We start from the raw sequence: 18,704 nt of genomic DNA on the forward strand, positions 1-18,704 counted from the left end.
CTATGTCGATAAATACTGATGAAACGACCTGGGCGACGTTTAAGCGTCTTTGGCAATTTATTCGCCTTTACAAATCAGGTCTGATCGTTGCCATCATAGCATTAGTGATTAATGCTATTTCAGATACCTATATGATTTCACTTCTAAAACCGCTTCTTGATGAAGGTTTTGGTAATGCGGAATCAGACTTTTTGCGTACGCTTCCTCTGATCGTTTTCGCCATGATGTTTATTCGTGGTGTGAGTGGTTTTGTCTCTACCTACTGTTTGAGTTGGGTATCCGGCAATGTGGTTATGCTGGTTCGTCGAATGGTGTTTAACCATTTCATGCACATGCCAGTTTCCTACTTTGATAAGGAAAAAACAGGTAATTTGCTGTCCCGTATTACTTATGACTCTGAGCAAGTGTCTGCAGCGACCAGCCAGGCGCTAGTGAGCATTGTCCGCGAAGGTGCAAGTATTATCGGCCTATTGGTACTGATGTTTTATAATAGCTGGCAATTATCGTTAGTTCTATTTGCAGTCGCGCCTTTGGTCGCTTGGGGGATTGGTGTTGTTTCGAAGCGATTCAGAAAGATCTCCAAGAATATGCAAACCATGATGGGTAATGTGACGGCATCGGCAGAGCAAATGCTGAAAGGTCACAAAGTTGTATTGAGTTACGGTGGTCAGGATATCGAAGGCAAACGTTTCGAGAAAGTGAGCAACCAAATGCGTCAGCAAAGCATGAAGTTGGTGACCGCTCAGGCTGCAGCTAACCCTATCATTCAGATGATTGCATCTATCGCGATTGTGGTTGTTTTGTACCTAGCAAGCATCGATTCGATTAAAGAACAATTGACGCCAGGTACTTTCACGGTGGTGTTCTCGGCAATGTTTGGCTTGATGCGCCCGCTTAAAGCACTAACTAGCGTCACGTCACAGTTCCAACGTGGTATGGCCGCAAGCCAAACTTTATTTGCGTTAGTCGATCTAGAGCCAGAGAAGAACGAAGGTAAATTTACCGTTGAGCGCGCGAAAGGTGACGTATCGGTAAAAAACGTAAGCTTTACCTATGTGGGTGCGGAAAAACCTGCGCTTGAGAACATCAGCTTTGATATTCCTCGTGGAAAAACCGTCGCGTTAGTTGGTCGTTCAGGCTCAGGTAAGAGTACCATTGCGAACCTGTTCAACCGATTCTACGATGTGAGTGATGGATCTATTACTCTTGATGGTCATGATATTCGGGATTACGAGCTGAAGAACCTGCGTGAGCAATTTGCATTGGTTTCTCAGAATGTTCATTTGTTTAACGATACGATTGCCAATAACATCGCTTACGCAACAGAAGCTAAGTATACAACTGAAGACATTGAAAGGGCGGCTACCTTAGCCCACTCAATGGAATTTATCAGTAAAATGGAAAAGGGTCTCGACACCATGATTGGTGAAAATGGTGCCAGTCTTTCTGGTGGTCAGCGCCAACGTGTGGCGATCGCTCGAGCGCTGTTGCGTGATGCACCAGTTCTCATCCTTGATGAGGCCACTTCGGCACTGGATACGGAATCTGAACGTGCAATTCAATCCGCATTAGATGAGCTGCAAAAAGATAAGACGGTTCTCGTTATTGCCCACCGTCTGTCGACCATTGAAAAAGCAGATGAAATTTTGGTTGTGGATGAGGGTGCTATTGTTGAGCGCGGTACACACGCTGATTTGATTGCAAAAGATGGTGCCTATGCGCAGCTTCACCGCATTCAGTTTGGTGGTTAAGCACTGTGATTGAGAAAATCTGGTTTGAAAACCACCCTTTCAAATACCTTTTTTGGCCACTTTTGTGGCCACTAAGTCTGTTGTTTGGCGCGATCAGCAAATTCAAACGCCGGCAATATCAATCAGGTAAAAAACAAGCTTATAAAGCGCCAGTACCTATTGTGGTGGTGGGTAACATTACAGCAGGTGGCAATGGTAAAACACCAGTTGTAGTATGGCTGGTGGAACAACTGAAAAAACTTGGCTACAAGCCAGGCGTGGTGTCTCGTGGTTATGGCGCAAAAGCTTTGCAATACCCACTCATTTTAGATGCGAATACGCCAGCCCAGCATTGTGGTGATGAACCAAAGCTTATTTATCGCAGAACGGGGGCGCAAGTGGCTGTTGACCCCGTACGTGCGAATGCCGTAAAGGCTTTGCTTGATACCGGGGTTGATATCATCATCACAGATGACGGTCTTCAGCATTATGCGCTAGAGCGTGACATTGAGCTTGTGATTGTCGATGGCAACCGACGCTTTGGAAACGAAAGTTTGATTCCGCTAGGCCCGTTGCGAGAAGGGGTGGAGCGGCTTGAAAGCGTGGATTTCATCATTACGAATGGTGGTCATGCGCAGCATGGTGAAATTGCGATGTCTCTTGCGCCATCGAACGCCATCAATCTAAAGACCAAACAGCAAGTGGATGTTACAAAGTTGAAAGATATAGTGGCGTTTGCCGGCATTGGGCACCCACCACGATTTTTTCATACACTTAACGTTATGAATGCGGATGTCAAAGTCACCAAGGGGTTTGCTGATCACCAGGACTTTGATCAACAAGAATTAGAAACATTGGCCCAACAAGGGGCGAATGTGATTATGACAGAAAAAGATGCCGTTAAATGCGAGAGTTATGCGCAAGACAATTGGTGGTATCTGCCTGTTTCTGCTCAGTTCGAACCAACGGATGCAGAGCGAATTTTAAAACGAATAAAAGAGGTTAAAGCGACTTATGGATCACCGTCTGCTTGAGATTGTAGCTTGCCCTGTGTGCAAAGGTAAGCTGACGTACGATAAAGATAATCAAGAGTTGATCTGCAAATTGGATCGCCTTGCTTACCCAATCAAAGAGGGTATTCCTGTTCTGCTTGAGCCTGAAGCAAGAACCATGAGCATGGACGAGGGACGTTAATGTCTTTTACGGTTGTTATTCCAGCGCGTTACTCATCTAGCCGTTTACCTGGCAAACCATTGGCAGACATTGGTGGTAAGCCAATGATTCAGTGGGTTTACGAGCAATCATTGCAAGCAGGTGCAGCTGATGTGATTATCGCCACTGACGATGAGCGTGTATCTGCAGCGGCAGAACAGTTTGGTGGCAAGGTTTGCATGACATCACCAAACCACGAGTCTGGCACGGAACGTTTAGCGGAAGTGGTAGAAAAGATGGCGATCCCTGAGGATCACATCATAGTTAACGTTCAGGGTGATGAGCCATTAATCCCGCCATCTATTATTCGTCAAGTGGCGGATAATTTAGCAGGCTGTGATGCTCCGATGGCTACATTAGCGGTTGAAATTGAGTCAGAAGATGAAGTTTTCAATCCAAACGCCGTTAAAGTGGTGGCTGATGAACGTGGCTACGCGATGTACTTCAGTCGTGCGACCATCCCTTGGGATCGCGATAACTTCGCCAAGCAAGAGAAGACGATTGCTAATCCTCTGATGCGTCATATCGGCATCTATGCGTATCGAGCAGGTTTCATTAATACCTACGTAAATTGGGCGCCAAGTGCCATTGAACAAATCGAGTGTTTAGAGCAACTTCGAGTGCTTTGGTATGGTCAGAAAATTCACGTTGCGGTAGCAAAAGATGCGCCAGCAGCCGGTGTAGATACTCAAGAAGATCTCGACACCGTAAGGGCCATCGTGGCTAAGCAAGCGCAATAGCTATTGATAAAATGCTAACGATAAAAGGCTCCTATGTTATTAGGAGCCTTTTGTTTTTTAGTGTCATCTTCTAAGTTGGTTTTAGGATCAAGCGTATCGGTTTGTGCGAAAGCCCTTTAGATATTTGTTTCGTACTGATTTCGTTTAGGACAGGTAGAAAGGATTTCTCTATGTCCTGTATCCTTGATCTCCTCTAAAATAACGTCAAAGCCCCACAATCGATAAACGTGCTTCAATACCTCTTCATAGCTTTTCGCTAGAGGGATGCGGTTATGGGGTACATATTGAAGAGTCAATGAACGGTCACCACGGACGTCGACATTAAATACCTGAATGTTCGGCTCTAAGTTTGCCAAATTGTACTGCGCAGCCAGTGTTTCTCTGATGCGTTTGTAACCCATTTCATCATGAATGGCAGCAACTTCAATGTAGTTCTTACGGTCATCGTCGTTGATAGCAAACAGTTTGAAATCGCGCATCAATTTTGGCGATAGGTACTGACTGATGAAGCTTTCATCTTTGAAGTTGTGCATTGCAAAGTGCAGGGCGTCTAACCAGTCAGAACCTGCAAGGTCGGGGAACCACTCTTTATCCTCGTCCGTCGGCTCTTCACAAATGCGTTTAATGTCTCGGAACATCGCAAAACCGAGCGCATAAGGGTTGATGCCGTTGAAATAAGGGCTGTTGTATGGTGGTTGTGCTACCACGCTCGTGTGGCTATGCAGAAACTCCAAAATGAACTTTTCTGAAACGATGCCTTCATCATAGAGGTGATTCAGAATGGTGTAGTGCCAGAATGTTGCCCAGCCTTCATTCATCACTTGAGTCTGTTTCTGAGGGTAGAAGTACTGACTCACTTTTCTAACGATACGGACGATCTCTCGTTGCCAAGGTTCAAGTAGGGGCGCATGCTTTTCGAAGAAATAGAGCAAATTCTCCTGAGGCTCAGTAGGAAAGCGAACCTTAATATCTTCGTCTTTTGTTTTTGCTTGCGGTACCGTTCGCCACAAATCGTTAACTTGAGACTGTAGATAGGCTTCACGTTCTTCCTGACGTGCTTTTTCTTCGTTAATAGAAATCTTTTCCGGGCGTTTATAACGGTCTACACCAAAGTTCATTAACGCATGACAGGAATCAAGCAGCTGCTCTACTTCTTTGACGCCATAACGCTCTTCACACTCTGCAATATACTTCTTCGCAAACAGCAAATAATCGATAATTGAGCTTGCATCCGTCCAAGTTTGGAACAAGTAGTTGCCCTTGAAAAAAGAGTTATGTCCATAACAAGCGTGAGCAATAACCAAGGCTTGCATAGTGATGGTATTCTCTTCCATCAGATAGGCGATACATGGGTTGGAATTGATCACGATTTCATACGCTAGCCCCATTTGCCCATGCTTATAGTTCTGTTCTGTTTGAATGAATTTTTTACCAAATGACCAGTGGTTATAGTTAATAGGCATACCGATACTGGAATAGGCATCCATCATCTGTTCTGAAGTGATGACCTCAATTTGGTTAGGGTAAGTGTCGAGACGGTAAAACTCAGCAACACGTTTGATTTCTTTGTGGTAACGCTCCAGAAGGGCGAACGTCCAATCTGGCCCATCTGGTAGCATGTTGTCTCTTCGCTTATTTGCGGCCTCCCTCGAGAGGTTGTTCGTTGCGGTATTCATCGCTAGCCTCCTTACGCCGTTTCTTTTTGGAATAGTTCACGGAAGACTGGGAAGATATCCTCCACAGAGCGAATGTTTTTCATGGCGAAGTTTGGAAATGCTTCTGTCAGCTTTTCATATTCATGCCATAGTGTTTGGTGTGATCGTCGAGTGATTTCGATATACGAATAATATTGGCAATTGGGTAATAAGCGATTGACCAATAAATCACGACACCTTGGGGAATCGTCAGCCCAGTTATCGCCATCGGATGCTTGCGCGGCATAGATATTCCACTGACCAACTGGGTAGCGGTCTTTGACAATTTCATCCATCAGTTTGAGTGCGCTAGATACAATGGTACCCCCGGTTTCTTGTGAGTAAAAAAACTCATGCTCATCGACTTCTTTCGCTTGAGTATGGTGGCGAATATACACCACCTCAACGTTCTCATAAGTTCTGGTTAAGAATAGGTATAGAAGTACATAAAAACGCTTAGCGATGTCTTTCGTCGCTTGATCCATGGAGCCTGAAACGTCCATTAAACAGAACATCACGGCCTGACTTGATGGAACCGGGCGTTTTTCGTAGTTCTTAAAACGTAAGTCGAATGTATCGATGAATGGCACATTATCTATTTTTTTACGAAGCTCTGCGATTTCTTTTCTTAACCGATTCTCTTCGAGCTTTTGAGCTGGCTCGATATGTTCGATACGAGTGAGCTCCACTTCAAGCTCATGCAAAAGGCGTTTTTTGCCCGCAGTCATTGCGGTTCGTCGCGCCAGTGATTGCTGTAGTGAACGGATAATGGCGATATTCGATGGAATCCCCGCAGTTTGGAAGCCTGCTCGATGTGTTTTCCATTCGGTAATTTTGGCAATCTGATTTTTCTCTAAGTTTGGCAGTTCAAGATCCTCAAACAAGATGTCGAGATATTCATCTTTCGATATTTGGAATACGAACTCGTCTTGGCCTTCACCGTCAGGACTAGCATTGCCTTCACCAGCCCCGCCGCCCTGACCACCGCCTTTCGGACGCTCGATCTTGTCACCAGTGGTAAATTGGTCGTTGCCCGGATGCACACGCTCACGCATCCCACCTTTACCCTGATGGAACATGGGTTCGTTAATGTCTTTGTGTGGTATTGAGACGTCTTCGCCCGTTTCCGTATTCGTAATCGAGCGTCGATTCACTGCGTCTGCTACCGACTCTTTGATCTGCTCTTTATGGCGTTTCAAGAAGCGCTGTCGATTAACAGCGCTCTTATTCTTACCATTGAGCCTGCGGTCTATAAATTGCGCCATGAAATAGCCCTCTTCATGTTTCACAAGCGACCTAACTCATTCGCTGGGTTAGGATGACTTACGTACTCGTAGGTACCACTCAGAAAGTAGGCGAACCTGTTTCTCGGTATAGCCTTTTTCCATCATGCGAGCGACAAAGTCGTCGTGTTTCTTCTGATCTTCAGAAGAGGTTTTCGCATTAAATGAGATAACCGGAAGTAGTTCTTCTGTATTGGAGAACATTTTCTTCTCAATCACTGTGCGCAGTTTTTCGTAGCTGGTCCAAACAGGATTTTGACCATTATTATTCGCTTTCGCACGAAGCACAAAGTTGACGATTTCGTTTCGGAAATCTTTTGGATTTGAAATGCCAGCGGTCTTTTCGATTTTTTCTAACTCGGAATTAAGAGATCCGCGGTCAAACAGTTGGCCAGTTTCTGGATCTCGATACTCTTGGTCTTGAATCCAAAAATCTGCGTAACTTACATAGCGGTCAAAGATGTTTTGACCATATTCAGAGTACGACTCTAAATAAGCCGTTTGAATTTCTTTGCCAATAAATTCTACATAGCGAGGTACTAGGTAACCTTTCAAGAATTCGAGGTACTTTTCTGCGAGTTCAGATGGGAATTGTTCACGCTCTACCTGTTGTTCAATAACGTAGAAGAGGTGAACCGGGTTCGCCGCGACTTCTGTTTGATCGAAGTTAAACACGCGAGATAATATCTTAAACGCGAAACGCGTTGATAGACCCTTCATGCCTTCGTCGACACCTGCGTAGTCGCGGTACTCTTGGTAGCTCTTCGCTTTTGGATCGGTATCTTTTAGTGTTTCCCCATCATAGACCCGCATTTTTGAGAAAATCGAAGAGTTTTCAGGCTCTTTAAGTCGTGAAAGAATACTGAACTGAGCTAAAGTCTCGAGTGTGCTTGGTGAACAAGGTGCTTTAGAAAGCTCACTGTTTTCAAGCAGTTTTTGATAGATTTTCACTTCTTCAGATACGCGTAGACAGTAAGGTACTTTTACAATGTAGACACGGTCGAGGAACGCTTCATTGTTTTTGTTGTTGCGGAACGTTTGCCACTCAGACTCGTTTGAGTGAGCCAGAATCATACCGTCGAATGGAATCGCGGATAGCCCTTCAGTGCCATTGAAGTTACCTTCCTGCGTTGCCGTCAAAAGAGGATGAAGCACTTTGATTGGGGCTTTAAACATCTCCACGAATTCCATCAAGCCCTGGTTCGCCTTACAAAGCGCGCCAGAGTAGCTGTACGCGTCTGGATCATCTTGGGAGAAATGTTCTAGCTGGCGGATGTCAACTTTACCAACCAATGATGAGATGTCCTGATTGTTCTCATCACCTGGCTCAGTTTTGGCGATACCAACTTGATCTAGGATGGATGGGCGTACTTTCAATACTTTGAACTTAGTGATATCTCCACCAAATTCATGTAAGCGTTTCGCTGCCCATGGTGACATGATCGAGCGTAGGTAACGCTTTTCGATGCCATATTCTTTTTTAAGAATTTCACCGTCTTCTATTGCATTGAATAGGCAGAATGGATGGTCATTAACGGGACTACGCTCGCCATTTGCACTTAGTACATAGATCGGCATCTTTTCCATTAAAGCCTTGAGTTTTTCAGCTAACGACGACTTACCACCGCCCACTGGACCAAGGAGGTATAGAATCTGTTTACGTTCTTCTAAGCCTTGTGCAGCATGTTTTAAATAAGAGACGATTTGTTCTATGGCATCTTCCATACCATAGAAATCTTTAAATGTTTCATAACGTGATATGACTCGATTCGAGAAAATGCGACTCAGCCTAGGATCGAGAGCTGTATCAATGACTTTGGGCTCCCCAATTGCCATCAGCAATCGTTCTGCCGCGTTGGCATATGCGCTTTTGTCGTCTTTACACAGGGATAAGAAATCCTGCAACGACATCTCTTCATCTTTTGAAGCTTCATATCTTGATTGATAGTGGTCGAAAATACTCATGTCGCTTTCCCCTTTAATAGTCAGTCTACCGACGAACGTTGAAGCAGGTTTCTCTGCCATTACATTTGGCCTTCGTTGTACACAGTAATACGCCCGGTTATCTCGTTTAGTTTGTGCTAACAGCATGATAGACAACATCAAAGATTTTGCTTTATGGGTAATTATCACTGCAACGAAGTGTGATGAATAGAGACCTTTCAATCACTCCCTTTCTATCTCTAAGCCTAGTCGGGGATTTGCAATTTTGCTTAACAATTATGAATTTATTGCTGAAGTGGGTTGTGAGTCAGGCTGTGATAGCAGGAGGAATTTATCCTGTGAATGAGTTGCAGCTAAATCAATAATTTGCCGTGAGAGTTCGACTTAGGTTGATTGTGAGTAGATGGCAGTATGGGGAAAGAGGAATATGGGGGAGGGGGGGAGACGCTTAGCAAATAAAAGGAGAGCTAATGCTCCCCTTATCCGTTGCTTGGGCAATTATGCGCTAAAAATTTGCGCCATTTCATTTGCACAAAGGTGATATTGGCGAGGGCAGTTGCGCCATGTTCTCAGCATTCGGCGGTATTTTTCTAACATCGGCATCTGGCTATTGAAGTGGTGGTCTGCTTTATCAAATTGAGGGTACAGACCTTCTGAATCGACAAGGAAGCGTGTGTAATGCACTTGTTGAGCTTCGGTTGCAATGTCAAAACCTAAGAACTGTAAGCGACGCTGATCAACCTTGCCTTGCTCTTCATCATCAAGCATCTTATTTGATTCTTGCATTGCATGATACATTTCCATGATGTCGATGATTTCACGACATTCTGTTTCTGTAATACAGCCAAAATTTTTGTTCAACTCACGCATTTGTAGCTCATAACCTCGCTCGACGATAGTCTGTAGGCGCTTGTATTTAGGAGCGTTATGTGGATCCAGTTGAGACATTAGGTTGTACTGGTTTGATAGGATCAAACGTTGAGCGTTTGACATTTCCATGGTGACCTCACTAAATAATCTAATACATTTTTAATGTGCTTAGGTTAACGCTTCATACATTGATGAAACATGATCTCAATACATATTTAATATGAAAAAAGGCAATAATTGTCGAATTTGATTCATTTAAAGTAACTTGTTAACAGGTTTGACGAGATCACACTCAGATGGGGAAGCTTAGACATTGCGTCGGGTAACAAGTGATTTACTTGTGGTAGTGATTGTAAATATAGTCTCTGTCGGAGAAAGCCCTTAACCATTCAGGTTTGAAAACGCTCAGTACCGCTAATGCCATGCCGTTAAGCATCCCTTCAGGGAAGGCAAGTAGAGGAACAAAAGCAAAGTAGTTATCTAAGATAGTTTGCCAGTCGTAGTGGCCGATATAGAGGTGGTAAAAGGCGTTGCCTAGCAAATGTAAGCTACCTGTAATTGCCCCATTGAAGAAGCCAGCGACAAAAATGAAAACGAATATATTTCTTGGTAGGAATTGATAGCTGAGAATGAAAACAAGCTGGCTAATCAATATGGGAATGAGGGCAGACAATACAAGCGAAGTTGGCAGCATAAGCAATGGAGTATCATGCAGCAGATGATTAGCAAGCATTGCTAGAATACACAGCAAGAAAGCCATGCGCCAGCCATACATCATGGTCAGCGTTGTGATTGCGAGAAAGTGAATTTGCAAACCTTCTTTTACGCTAGCTTGCGCAGACCACAGAACAATTAACAAGAATAAGGTAGTAAAGACTAAGTGCTGAAAAGGCTTCTCTTGTACCATTTTGGGCCAAACGACTTTGCGAAAATCGGACACACAAAACGCCGTAACGACCCAAATGACAACGATAGTTGAAACTAAATTAAACCAATCCATGTCTCATTTTCCCTACTTAAGATACTAGAGCGCTCTGCTTACCATAGAAAAATACCAGCGACTGCGCTGGTATTGATGCTTTTATTTGCCTAATTTGAATTAGTACTTCACGTTCGAGTGATATTGAGAAAGAATCGATTGAATTTCATCCATCGTCTCTTTTGGCGGTGGATTTACCCCTTCTAACGGGTATTCAAGCCCCAGAGCTTCCCATTTGTGTGCGCCTAACTTGTGGTAAGGCAACAGCTCAACCTTCTCGATGTTATCCATGTCTTTGATAAACTCACCAAGCATGTGCGCCGCTTCAGGCTCATCAGTGTAACCAGGAACAACGACGTAACGAATCCAAGTTTTTTGGCCGCGCTTATGTAGATAGCGAGCAAAATCCAAAACACGACGGTTAGACACACCTATAAAGTCCTGATGAATCTCATCTTTCATGTGCTTTAGGTCAAGCATAACCAGATCGGTCGCATCCAGAACTTCATCCACAACGTCAGTGTGCTTGCGGATATAGCCGTTTGTGTCTAGGCAAGTGTGAATGCCTTCGGCTTGTGCCGCGCGGAAGAAATCTCGAACAAATTCAGGTTGAAGCATCGCTTCACCGCCAGAACAAGTGATGCCGCCACCGGACGCATTCATGAAGTGACGGTAGGTTTTTGCTTCGGCAATAATTTCTTCAACCGTGACATCTTTTCCGTCATGTGTATCCCAAGTATCACGATTGTGGCAGTACTTACAACGCATTAAACAACCTTGCAAGAAGACGATAAAGCGAATACCAGGTCCATCTACGGTACCACATGACTCAAATGAGTGAATACGACCAGTTGTTGACATCTTTTGCTCTCATTTCTAATAGATTATGCCTGTCATTTTATTACAAATTGCAGGGTTAAAACAGTCTTAGAGAGTTTTGGTTGCTTAGATCGTGAGTCCAGAAAGCGGCGAATGAGAGCTCACACACCGGGCTATCTGGATAGATAGGTACTCAACTAAAAGAAAGCGAATAATGAGAAAGAACCAGTGCCATAAACATCCGTTTGCGCTTGTTTATAATCAGGTGTTTTGATAGTGAAAGTTAAGCTTGCACCAAAGTGTTGGTTGTACCAAGCGGCGCCCGTAACGGCACTGGCTTGCCAGTTTTGCAGTGTGACGTCATAAGGCTCGGTTGGCTCAGGGATACCTGAACGGTCACCCTCGATAGTGATGTCGTTGAATCGATAGCGTCCTTCAAAGCCCGTATACAGAAACCAGCTCGACGTGCTTTTGGCTAACATACTGGCTGAAAATGGGCTTTCAACACTGATGTTGGCAGCCCCTAGGCTATTGGCTAAGTTGCTCCCCCAACGGAACATGACACCTTGCGAGATGTCGCTACGAAAGTTACCGACATTGAAGTCATTCACATTGGTGATTTCCCACTGAATATCTTTGCCTTCACTGCGCATTAATTTGTTAAATGCACGGTAGCCAACACTAAACGCGATTTCGTCATCAATTTGATACTCCCAACCTTGCGGGTCGGTTGAGCCTGTTATTCCATGGACAATATCTTGGGCTTTGCCGGAAAGAGAGCTTTCACCTGTTGCACCAATGGTGAAGTTATAACGAACGGCTTGATCTGCTGTGAGGGAAATATAGTTGATTTCTGTATGGAGATAGCCGGCGTAGGGGCGATCATCAGCAAGAGGGTAGTCGGCTTCAATATCACTAGGGGTCCACATTTTGTGGCCTAATACCAATTCTACTTTGTCAACGTTAGGCTGGCTATTAAGGGTGAACCACTTCCATTCGCTATCTTGCGCGAGTTGTGCGGTGGTATAAGAAAGAAAAACACCGTTAGTGTAGTCCTGATCAACACCAAAGATGCCATCGTTATCTAAAACAAAAGAGACTGTGGATTTCGTAGAGGCAATCGCAGTTGGTGAAAGCAAGGCGAGGGCAATTAATTTATTGAGCTTCATATACTTCATTTGCTAGCTTTTTTCGCATAATACGGAAGATTGCGAACAAAATCCTAAGCAATGTCACAACTCGAGAGGTGTATACAAAAAAAGGCCGATGCTTTCCAGCATCGGCCTTTGTTGTATTAATTAACGTGTTAATTCAACCGGTCTTATAGAGACTCAGTGAATGTACGTGCGATTACGTCAGCTTGTTGCTCTGCAGTTAGAGAGTTAAAGCGAACAGCGTAACCAGATACACGGATTGTTAGCTGAGGGTATTTCTCAGGGTGCTTAACTGCGTCTTCTAGCGTTGCGCGGTTAAGAACGTTCACGTTAAGGTGTTGACCACCTTCGATACCCGCTTCGTGGTGGAAGTAACCATCCATTAGACCAGCAAGGTTAGAACGTTGTGCATTTTCATCCTTACCTAGTGCGTTTGGCACGATAGAGAAGGTGTAAGAGATACCATCTTGAGCGTCAGCAAACGGTAGTTTACCTACAGAAGTTAGTGATGCTACGGCACCTTTCTCATCACGACCGTGCATTGGGTTTGCACCAGGAGCGAAAGGAGCACCAGCACGACGACCGTCTGGAGTGTTACCTGTTTTCTTACCGTACACAACGTTTGAAGTGATAGTAAGGATAGACTGAGTTGGGATTGCATCACGGTACATCTTAAGTTTACGGATTTTGCCCATAAACGTAGAAACAAGTTCACATGCGATGTCATCAACGCGTGCGTCGTTGTTACCGAATTTAGGGTAATCGCCTTCGATTTCGAAGTCGATTGCAATGCCATCTTCGTCGCGGATTGGTTTAACTGTTGCGAATTTGATTGCTGATAGTGAGTCAGCTGCAACAGATAGACCTGCGATACCACATGCCATAGTACGACGAACGTCACGGTCATGAAGAGCCATTAGAGACGCTTCGTAGCTGTATTTGTCGTGCATGTAGTGGATGCTGTTTAGCGCAGTCACGTATTGCTTCGCTAGCCAATCCATGAATGTGTCTAGGCGAGCCATCACGTCGTCGTAGTTTAGAACTTCGTCAGTGATTGCTTCAGACTTAGGACCAACCTGCATTTTTAGCTTCTCATCAACGCCGCCGTTGATTGCGTAAAGCATCGTTTTAGCAAGGTTAGCACGCGCACCAAAGAACTGCATTTGCTTACCAACGATCATTGGAGATACACAACATGCAATTGCGTAGTCGTCAGATTGTAGGTCAGGACGCATTAGATCATCGTTTTCGTACTGGATAGAAGAAGTATCGATAGACACTTTCGCACAGAAACGTTTGAAGCCTTCAGGTAGCTGCTCAGACCAAAGTACAGTGATGTTTGGCTCTGGAGAAGGACCCATAGTGTATAGAGAGTTTAGGAAACGGAAGTTTGTACGTGTCACTAGTGTACGACCGTCGATACCCATACCACCCATTGATTCTGTAGCCCAGATTGGGTCGCCAGAGAATAGCTCATCGTACTCAGGAGTACGTAGGAAACGAACCATACGTAGCTTCATTACGAAGTGGTCGATCATTTCTTGAGCTTGTTCTTCAGTGATCTTGCCAGCAGCGATATCACGCTCGATGAAGATGTCTAGGAAAGTCGAAGTACGACCTAGAGACATTGCAGCACCGTTTTGTGATTTAACAGCAGCTAGGTAGCCGAAGTAAGTCCACTGGATAGCTTCTTGAGCAGTTTGAGCTGGCTCAGAAATATCAAAGCCGTACTTAGCAGCCATTTGCTTGATTTGACCTAGAGCACGGTGTTGCTCTGCAATTTCTTCACGAAGTTGCATCGTTGCAGTTAGATCTTCGCCGTTCTCAAAACGCTCTTGAAGAGATTTGAATTGAGCTAGCTTGTCCTTCATTAGGAAGTCGATACCGTATAGTGCAACACGACGGTAGTCACCGATGATACGACCACGACCGTACGCATCTGGAAGACCAGTCAGTACACCAGATTTACGACAAGCTAGGATATCAGGAGTGTAGATATCGAAAACACCAGCGTTGTGAGTTTTACGGTATTCTGAGTAGATTTTTGAAATCATAGGGTCAAGAGTTTCACCGTATGCTTTGCAAGAACCTTCAACCATGCGTACACCACCGTTAGGGATGATTGCACGCTTAAGTGGTTTTTCTGTTTGTAGACCAACGATAATTTCTAGATCTTTTTCGATGTAGCCTGCATCGTGAGCAGTGATGGTAGAGATAACGTCAGTATCGAAATCAAGTGGTGCTTTAGTCGCGTTCTCAATTTTGATGCCTTCCATTACTTTAGCCCAAAGCGTGTTGGTTGCTTCAGTACCTTCAGAAACTAGGAAAGATTCGTCGCCTTCATATGGGGCGTAGTTCTTTTGGATGAAATCACGAACGTTAACTTCGTTTTGCCACTCACCCGCAACAAAACCTTCCCAAGCTTTAGCAAATTGCTCTGCCATGACATACCTACCTTTTTAGTAGAAAAAACACGTACTGGTTTCGCCGTTGAGCCAGCTATCTCCAACGTTACCTGGAGAACAGTACACTCTTAATGAATAACAATATTTATAGTCTTAAATAAGATAGTTTGGGTCATAAAACTATAAATATTGTCACTGCATTTAATGTGGGTTCTATCATACAACAATTTCAGACTATACTAAACTTTTTTTGCAAACCTTAAACTAAATCAATAAACACTAAAAATAATCGATAAAAATTGGGTAGCGACAAGCGCTACCCATATCAAAGTTGAGCAATAAGCTTACAATAGAGCAGGAATGCCGAACTGAGCTTCCAGCATGCCAACCGCAAGCATCGCGACCAAACAGATAGCTAGAACGCCAACAGGGATAACAATCTTATCGACAAACGATAGACGTGAAGCACGCTCTTTGTCACCAATTAGACCGTTGTTATCAAGAAGCATCGTTAGTGCCCAAGCCAGTACAGGGTTAACAACCGCTGAACCGAAGATACAGATGCCCGCTGCTTGTGAATCTTTCGAATCTTTAACCATCTGCATACCCGCTTCAAGAAGAGGTAGAGATACACCGACTAGCAGAGCGACGCGCATTACTGGTGGCCATACCGCAACGTCCATTGGGAAGCCAAGGATAGCAACAACCATAACGATCAAGCCTAGTAGGATTGAACCTGCAGGGATTGGGCGTTTAGCAATAGCTGCAGGGATCATGTACGTCCCCCAAGATGAGGTGATATTACCGCCACCTACCGCAGTACCAACCATTTGACGGATAGAACACATCGTCATCGTGTCATCTACGTCCATCAGTACTTTTTCAGTCTTTTTAGGGTAGTTAAGTTCTTGGAAGATACGGTGACCTAGGAAGTCTGGTGACCACATTGCTACCGCAAGGATTGCAAATGGTAGCGACGCGATGAAGTGTTCGACGTTAGGCAAACCTAGCATCCAACCTTCTTCAGTGCTGCCCCACCAGTAAACTGGGTTTAGGTTAGGTAGACCGGTTTCAGTGACGAATTTAATGTCAAAACCGGCACCTAGAACGAGCGCAATTGATAGACCGGTGAACGCACACACAGGGATTGCAAGCCAACGCTTGTTTACTTTTGCAAGGTAAGCGTACAGTACGATCGTTACCGCAAGAACGATAAGACCAACGTAACCCATGCTACCTGCAGCTACCGTGTCAGATTGAAGGCCAACAGCCCACTCCTGAATTGAGGTGATTTGGCTCATCGTACCCGTTAAGCCTAAGAAGATAAGCAAGCCACCGGCGGTACCTTCAGAGGTGAGGTTCACCAGTTTGGAACCACCTTTTAGGAAACTCAGTAGAAGACCGAATACACCGATCAAGATTGCCAATGCAAGAGGGTGAGCACCCGCGAGAGCGATGGTGCCAATTAGAGGGATCATTGGACCGTGGTTACCGGCAAGGTTGGCTTTAGGGTTAATAAAACCAGAAGCAAGTACACAGAAAAGGAATGCAGGGATAAGCATTTCTACACGTGCAACTTCGATAGCAAACTCTTTGCCTAAGCTAACGTGATCCCATGCAGCGGTAAGACCTTCAGCCCAAGACATCATTACCGCAGAATACATCGCGATAATACCGATAGTACCAGCAAGTGCAGGAACAAGGTCTTCAAGCTCAAAACGGAAATCACGACCTGGCAAGTTCAATGCGTAGCGGCGTGGTTTCATGATTTGCAGTTCGTGATCTAGGTAGTCTGAACGGCTTGCGAACTCAGAAGATGGACGATGAAGCTCTTGATAGCTTTTCGTCTCAATATCTGAATCAGAGTGCGCTTTATTTACTGCGTCTGACATAGATTCCTCATATATTTTGAAAAATTATTAATTCTGAATTGAATATTAAAACCCGCGTCCTGCGGTACTTCCTATGCTAGCTATATATTAGTTTTTTTGTTGCACATATACCACGTGCCTAAGCATAGCTAATAACCTGTTGTGTTAAGGCACAAAAAATTCCTCATCATTAGGGCGGAGTTTAGCAAGATAGCCCTTTGGGGTGATTGATTTAGATCACTTTAAGAAAGGATGTGAAAGAAAACTACAGAAAGTGTCTGGCATGCGAACAACTTGGTGGTTTAGTGTGTAATTCGATTACACAAATTGCATAAAATTAGACTTTGTTTTGCGGAAATAATGCTCAATTGAACTTATTGATGCCATTCATAGATGGTGCGAAAAGCTGGCTTCATTCTTGCTTGATTTCGAGCAAAGACGATTTTTTGGCTAATCATTGCCGCTCAGTTTAGGAAGAATACATGAAACAGCTTAATGTGCTGCCGTTAGTGGCAATCATTTCAGGACTTATGGTCGGTTGCGGTGGTGGCAGTGGCAGTGGCGGTGGTGGCGGCGGCGGTGCACCGAGAACCGCGTTTACTTTTGATTTTGCCATACCAGCGACACTGACTGAAAGTGACGCTATCACGAAAGGTTGTACTGTGTATGACCGTAAAACTGTTCTAAATGGTGATAAAACGGTTTTAACCTACAGTGCTGCTTCTAAAGAGCAGGTCACTAACTATGTTATTGGTTACTACTCTGATGCTGATGGTAAAGTTTCTGGCGATATCATTAAACCGATTACGGATAGTTTTAAATTCTATCTTGAAGATATTCCTGATGGTGGTTTTGTAACATTTCAAGCGATAGAGTTTAATGGTAGAGAAGCTCGGGTAAATACGTTTTCAAAAGAGTTCTTACAAGACAAAAAACTACGTAATGTCACTTTTGCTCTTAACCGAGATTCTTTGAATAAATGTTTCACTGGCGGTAATTTAGTCAGCGATAAGTTCACTAACTTGGATTACCGAAATGCGGAATCAGGAGGTGGAGATTATAATTTTGTCTCTCAAACTGATACTTTCACATCTGCAAACCCAGATATGTTGCCTACGGATGAGTTGGAGGGGATACAAGGTGAACCTACTGCGTTGTTCCAGTATGAACCTGGCTCAAACAACAAGGCTCTTTACCAGTATGGAATTGGTTCATGGGGAACTGATGAAATCGCATTGGTAAGGGCAGATAATACGTCCAGTATTTACTCGTCTTCTAATTATACTTATGACTCACTCCACATCGGTTTTGTTGTCAATGGCTTTGTATACGATGCGTTAGAGTTAGACACAACGGCAAGAGATTACCAACGCCCTAGCTCAACTAATAAAGAAACGTGGGCTTATATGGCGTTCTCTGAGAACCAAGCAAATGGTTGGGAATCGCTACTTAACGAAACTATTTCTGAAGGATGGGATATTGATGCCGATCCGAGTTCTTACTTAAATATAGATAGCCTACCAAATGCTAAACCACGTGTATCGGCACAAGGAAGCGCAGAGTCGATGATTGATTTGGACATGGGGTTGACGTCTTCTACAGAAGGCTTTACTCGTGTAGCTTACTTTGCTGCTTCTAGCGATTATAAAATAACGCACCGAATTTTCACTAAGAGCGACAGTGATGCAGTCGTTGTTCCGGAGTTGCACTATTACAATTTTCCTACATCAGTTATAAATGGTTTGAAAGTTTCAGCTTCGAATAACTTCAACCGTACTGCAGTGGTGTTGAGAGAAGATAGCGATCTCGACTCTAAGATGTTCATGAGCTTCTTTTCTAACGGTGCTGCGTCAGAGTCCGAGCTAGATGCAGACTTGGATGGCATCATTACTACAGAAAAAGAAGGCTTGGAAAACGAGGTCGCCCTACGTACTTCAAACTCACTGGTAGTCAGCCGCTTTAATTAGCAATGGCTTAAAGTAAGTTTCAATTAACACTTTTGT

14 protein-coding genes are annotated in these 18,704 nt (G+C 44.2%); 5 read left to right on the plus strand and 9 right to left on the minus strand.

From position 1 onward, the window contains the following. The first annotated feature begins 2 nt into the window (after positions 1-2). From msbA to kdsB, 4 genes are read left to right on the plus strand one after another with little or no spacing between them, the layout of a single operon-like run. Positions 3-1,751 carry a lipid A ABC transporter ATP-binding protein/permease MsbA gene (gene msbA / locus ACVA54_RS04090; protein ID WP_099078582.1) on the plus strand — a complete coding sequence of 583 codons (1,749 nt, stop codon included), beginning with the start codon at positions 3-5 and terminating at the stop codon, positions 1,749-1,751. 5 nt (positions 1,752-1,756) lie between these two features. After that, positions 1,757-2,764 (plus strand): tetraacyldisaccharide 4'-kinase, encoded by a 1,008-nt coding sequence (lpxK, locus tag ACVA54_RS04095; protein ID WP_446608533.1) that lies wholly within the window; start codon positions 1,757-1,759, stop codon positions 2,762-2,764. Next, entirely contained in the window at positions 2,745-2,924 is a 180-nt protein-coding gene (locus ACVA54_RS04100) for a Trm112 family protein (protein WP_005378451.1), read from the plus strand. The genes lpxK and ACVA54_RS04100 overlap by 20 nt, the downstream gene beginning before the upstream one ends. Next, on the plus strand, positions 2,924-3,682 hold the full coding sequence (kdsB, locus tag ACVA54_RS04105; protein ID WP_119463408.1) for a 3-deoxy-manno-octulosonate cytidylyltransferase: 759 nt from the start codon (positions 2,924-2,926) through the stop codon (positions 3,680-3,682). The genes ACVA54_RS04100 and kdsB overlap by 1 nt, the downstream gene beginning before the upstream one ends. 116 nt (positions 3,683-3,798) lie before the next feature. Here the strand turns inward: kdsB and ACVA54_RS04110 are convergent, their stop codons facing one another. The 9 genes from ACVA54_RS04110 to ACVA54_RS04150 form a co-directional block, all read right to left on the minus strand. Beyond that, positions 3,799-5,358: a SpoVR family protein gene (locus ACVA54_RS04110; RefSeq protein ID WP_099078585.1), complete on the minus strand. Its 1,560-nt coding sequence runs from the start codon at positions 5,356-5,358 to the stop codon at positions 3,799-3,801. An 11-nt stretch (positions 5,359-5,369) separates the two neighbouring features. Beyond that, complete coding sequence (locus tag ACVA54_RS04115) at positions 5,370-6,641, minus strand: YeaH/YhbH family protein (RefSeq protein WP_099078671.1); 1,272 nt, start codon at positions 6,639-6,641, stop codon at positions 5,370-5,372. Between the two features lie 48 nt (positions 6,642-6,689). Beyond that, the gene (locus tag ACVA54_RS04120) at positions 6,690-8,624 is read right to left on the minus strand and encodes a PrkA family serine protein kinase (protein WP_099078672.1); all 1,935 of its coding nucleotides are present in this window, start codon (positions 8,622-8,624) and stop codon (positions 6,690-6,692) included. A 477-nt stretch (positions 8,625-9,101) separates the two neighbouring features. Then, positions 9,102-9,602 carry a YfbU family protein gene (locus ACVA54_RS04125; RefSeq protein WP_099078586.1) on the minus strand — a complete coding sequence of 167 codons (501 nt, stop codon included), beginning with the start codon at positions 9,600-9,602 and terminating at the stop codon, positions 9,102-9,104. 205 nt (positions 9,603-9,807) lie between these two features. After that, on the minus strand, positions 9,808-10,473 hold the full coding sequence (locus ACVA54_RS04130) for an energy-coupling factor ABC transporter permease (protein WP_099078587.1): 666 nt from the start codon (positions 10,471-10,473) through the stop codon (positions 9,808-9,810). Between the two features lie 99 nt (positions 10,474-10,572). Next, positions 10,573-11,313 carry a pyruvate formate lyase 1-activating protein gene (gene pflA, locus ACVA54_RS04135; RefSeq protein ID WP_099078588.1) on the minus strand — a complete coding sequence of 247 codons (741 nt, stop codon included), beginning with the start codon at positions 11,311-11,313 and terminating at the stop codon, positions 10,573-10,575. A gap of 155 nt (positions 11,314-11,468) precedes the next feature. Then, complete coding sequence (locus ACVA54_RS04140; protein ID WP_172438069.1) at positions 11,469-12,440, minus strand: lipid A deacylase LpxR family protein; 972 nt, start codon at positions 12,438-12,440, stop codon at positions 11,469-11,471. A 152-nt stretch (positions 12,441-12,592) separates the two neighbouring features. Then, a complete protein-coding gene (gene pflB, locus ACVA54_RS04145; protein ID WP_099078590.1) occupies positions 12,593-14,869 on the minus strand; it encodes a formate C-acetyltransferase in 2,277 nt (758 codons plus the stop codon). Positions 14,870-15,174: 305 nt separating this feature from the next. Further along, a complete protein-coding gene (locus ACVA54_RS04150; protein WP_099078591.1) occupies positions 15,175-16,722 on the minus strand; it encodes a DUF3360 family protein in 1,548 nt (515 codons plus the stop codon). A 461-nt stretch (positions 16,723-17,183) separates the two neighbouring features. Here ACVA54_RS04150 and ACVA54_RS04155 point away from each other — a divergent pair, with 461 nt between their 5' ends. Beyond that, complete coding sequence (locus tag ACVA54_RS04155) at positions 17,184-18,668, plus strand: 54K polar flagellar sheath protein A (protein ID WP_446649418.1); 1,485 nt, start codon at positions 17,184-17,186, stop codon at positions 18,666-18,668. Positions 18,669-18,704: the final 36 nt, after the last annotated feature.

It is taken from the genome of Vibrio sp. PNB23_22_6 (genome assembly GCF_052877535.1).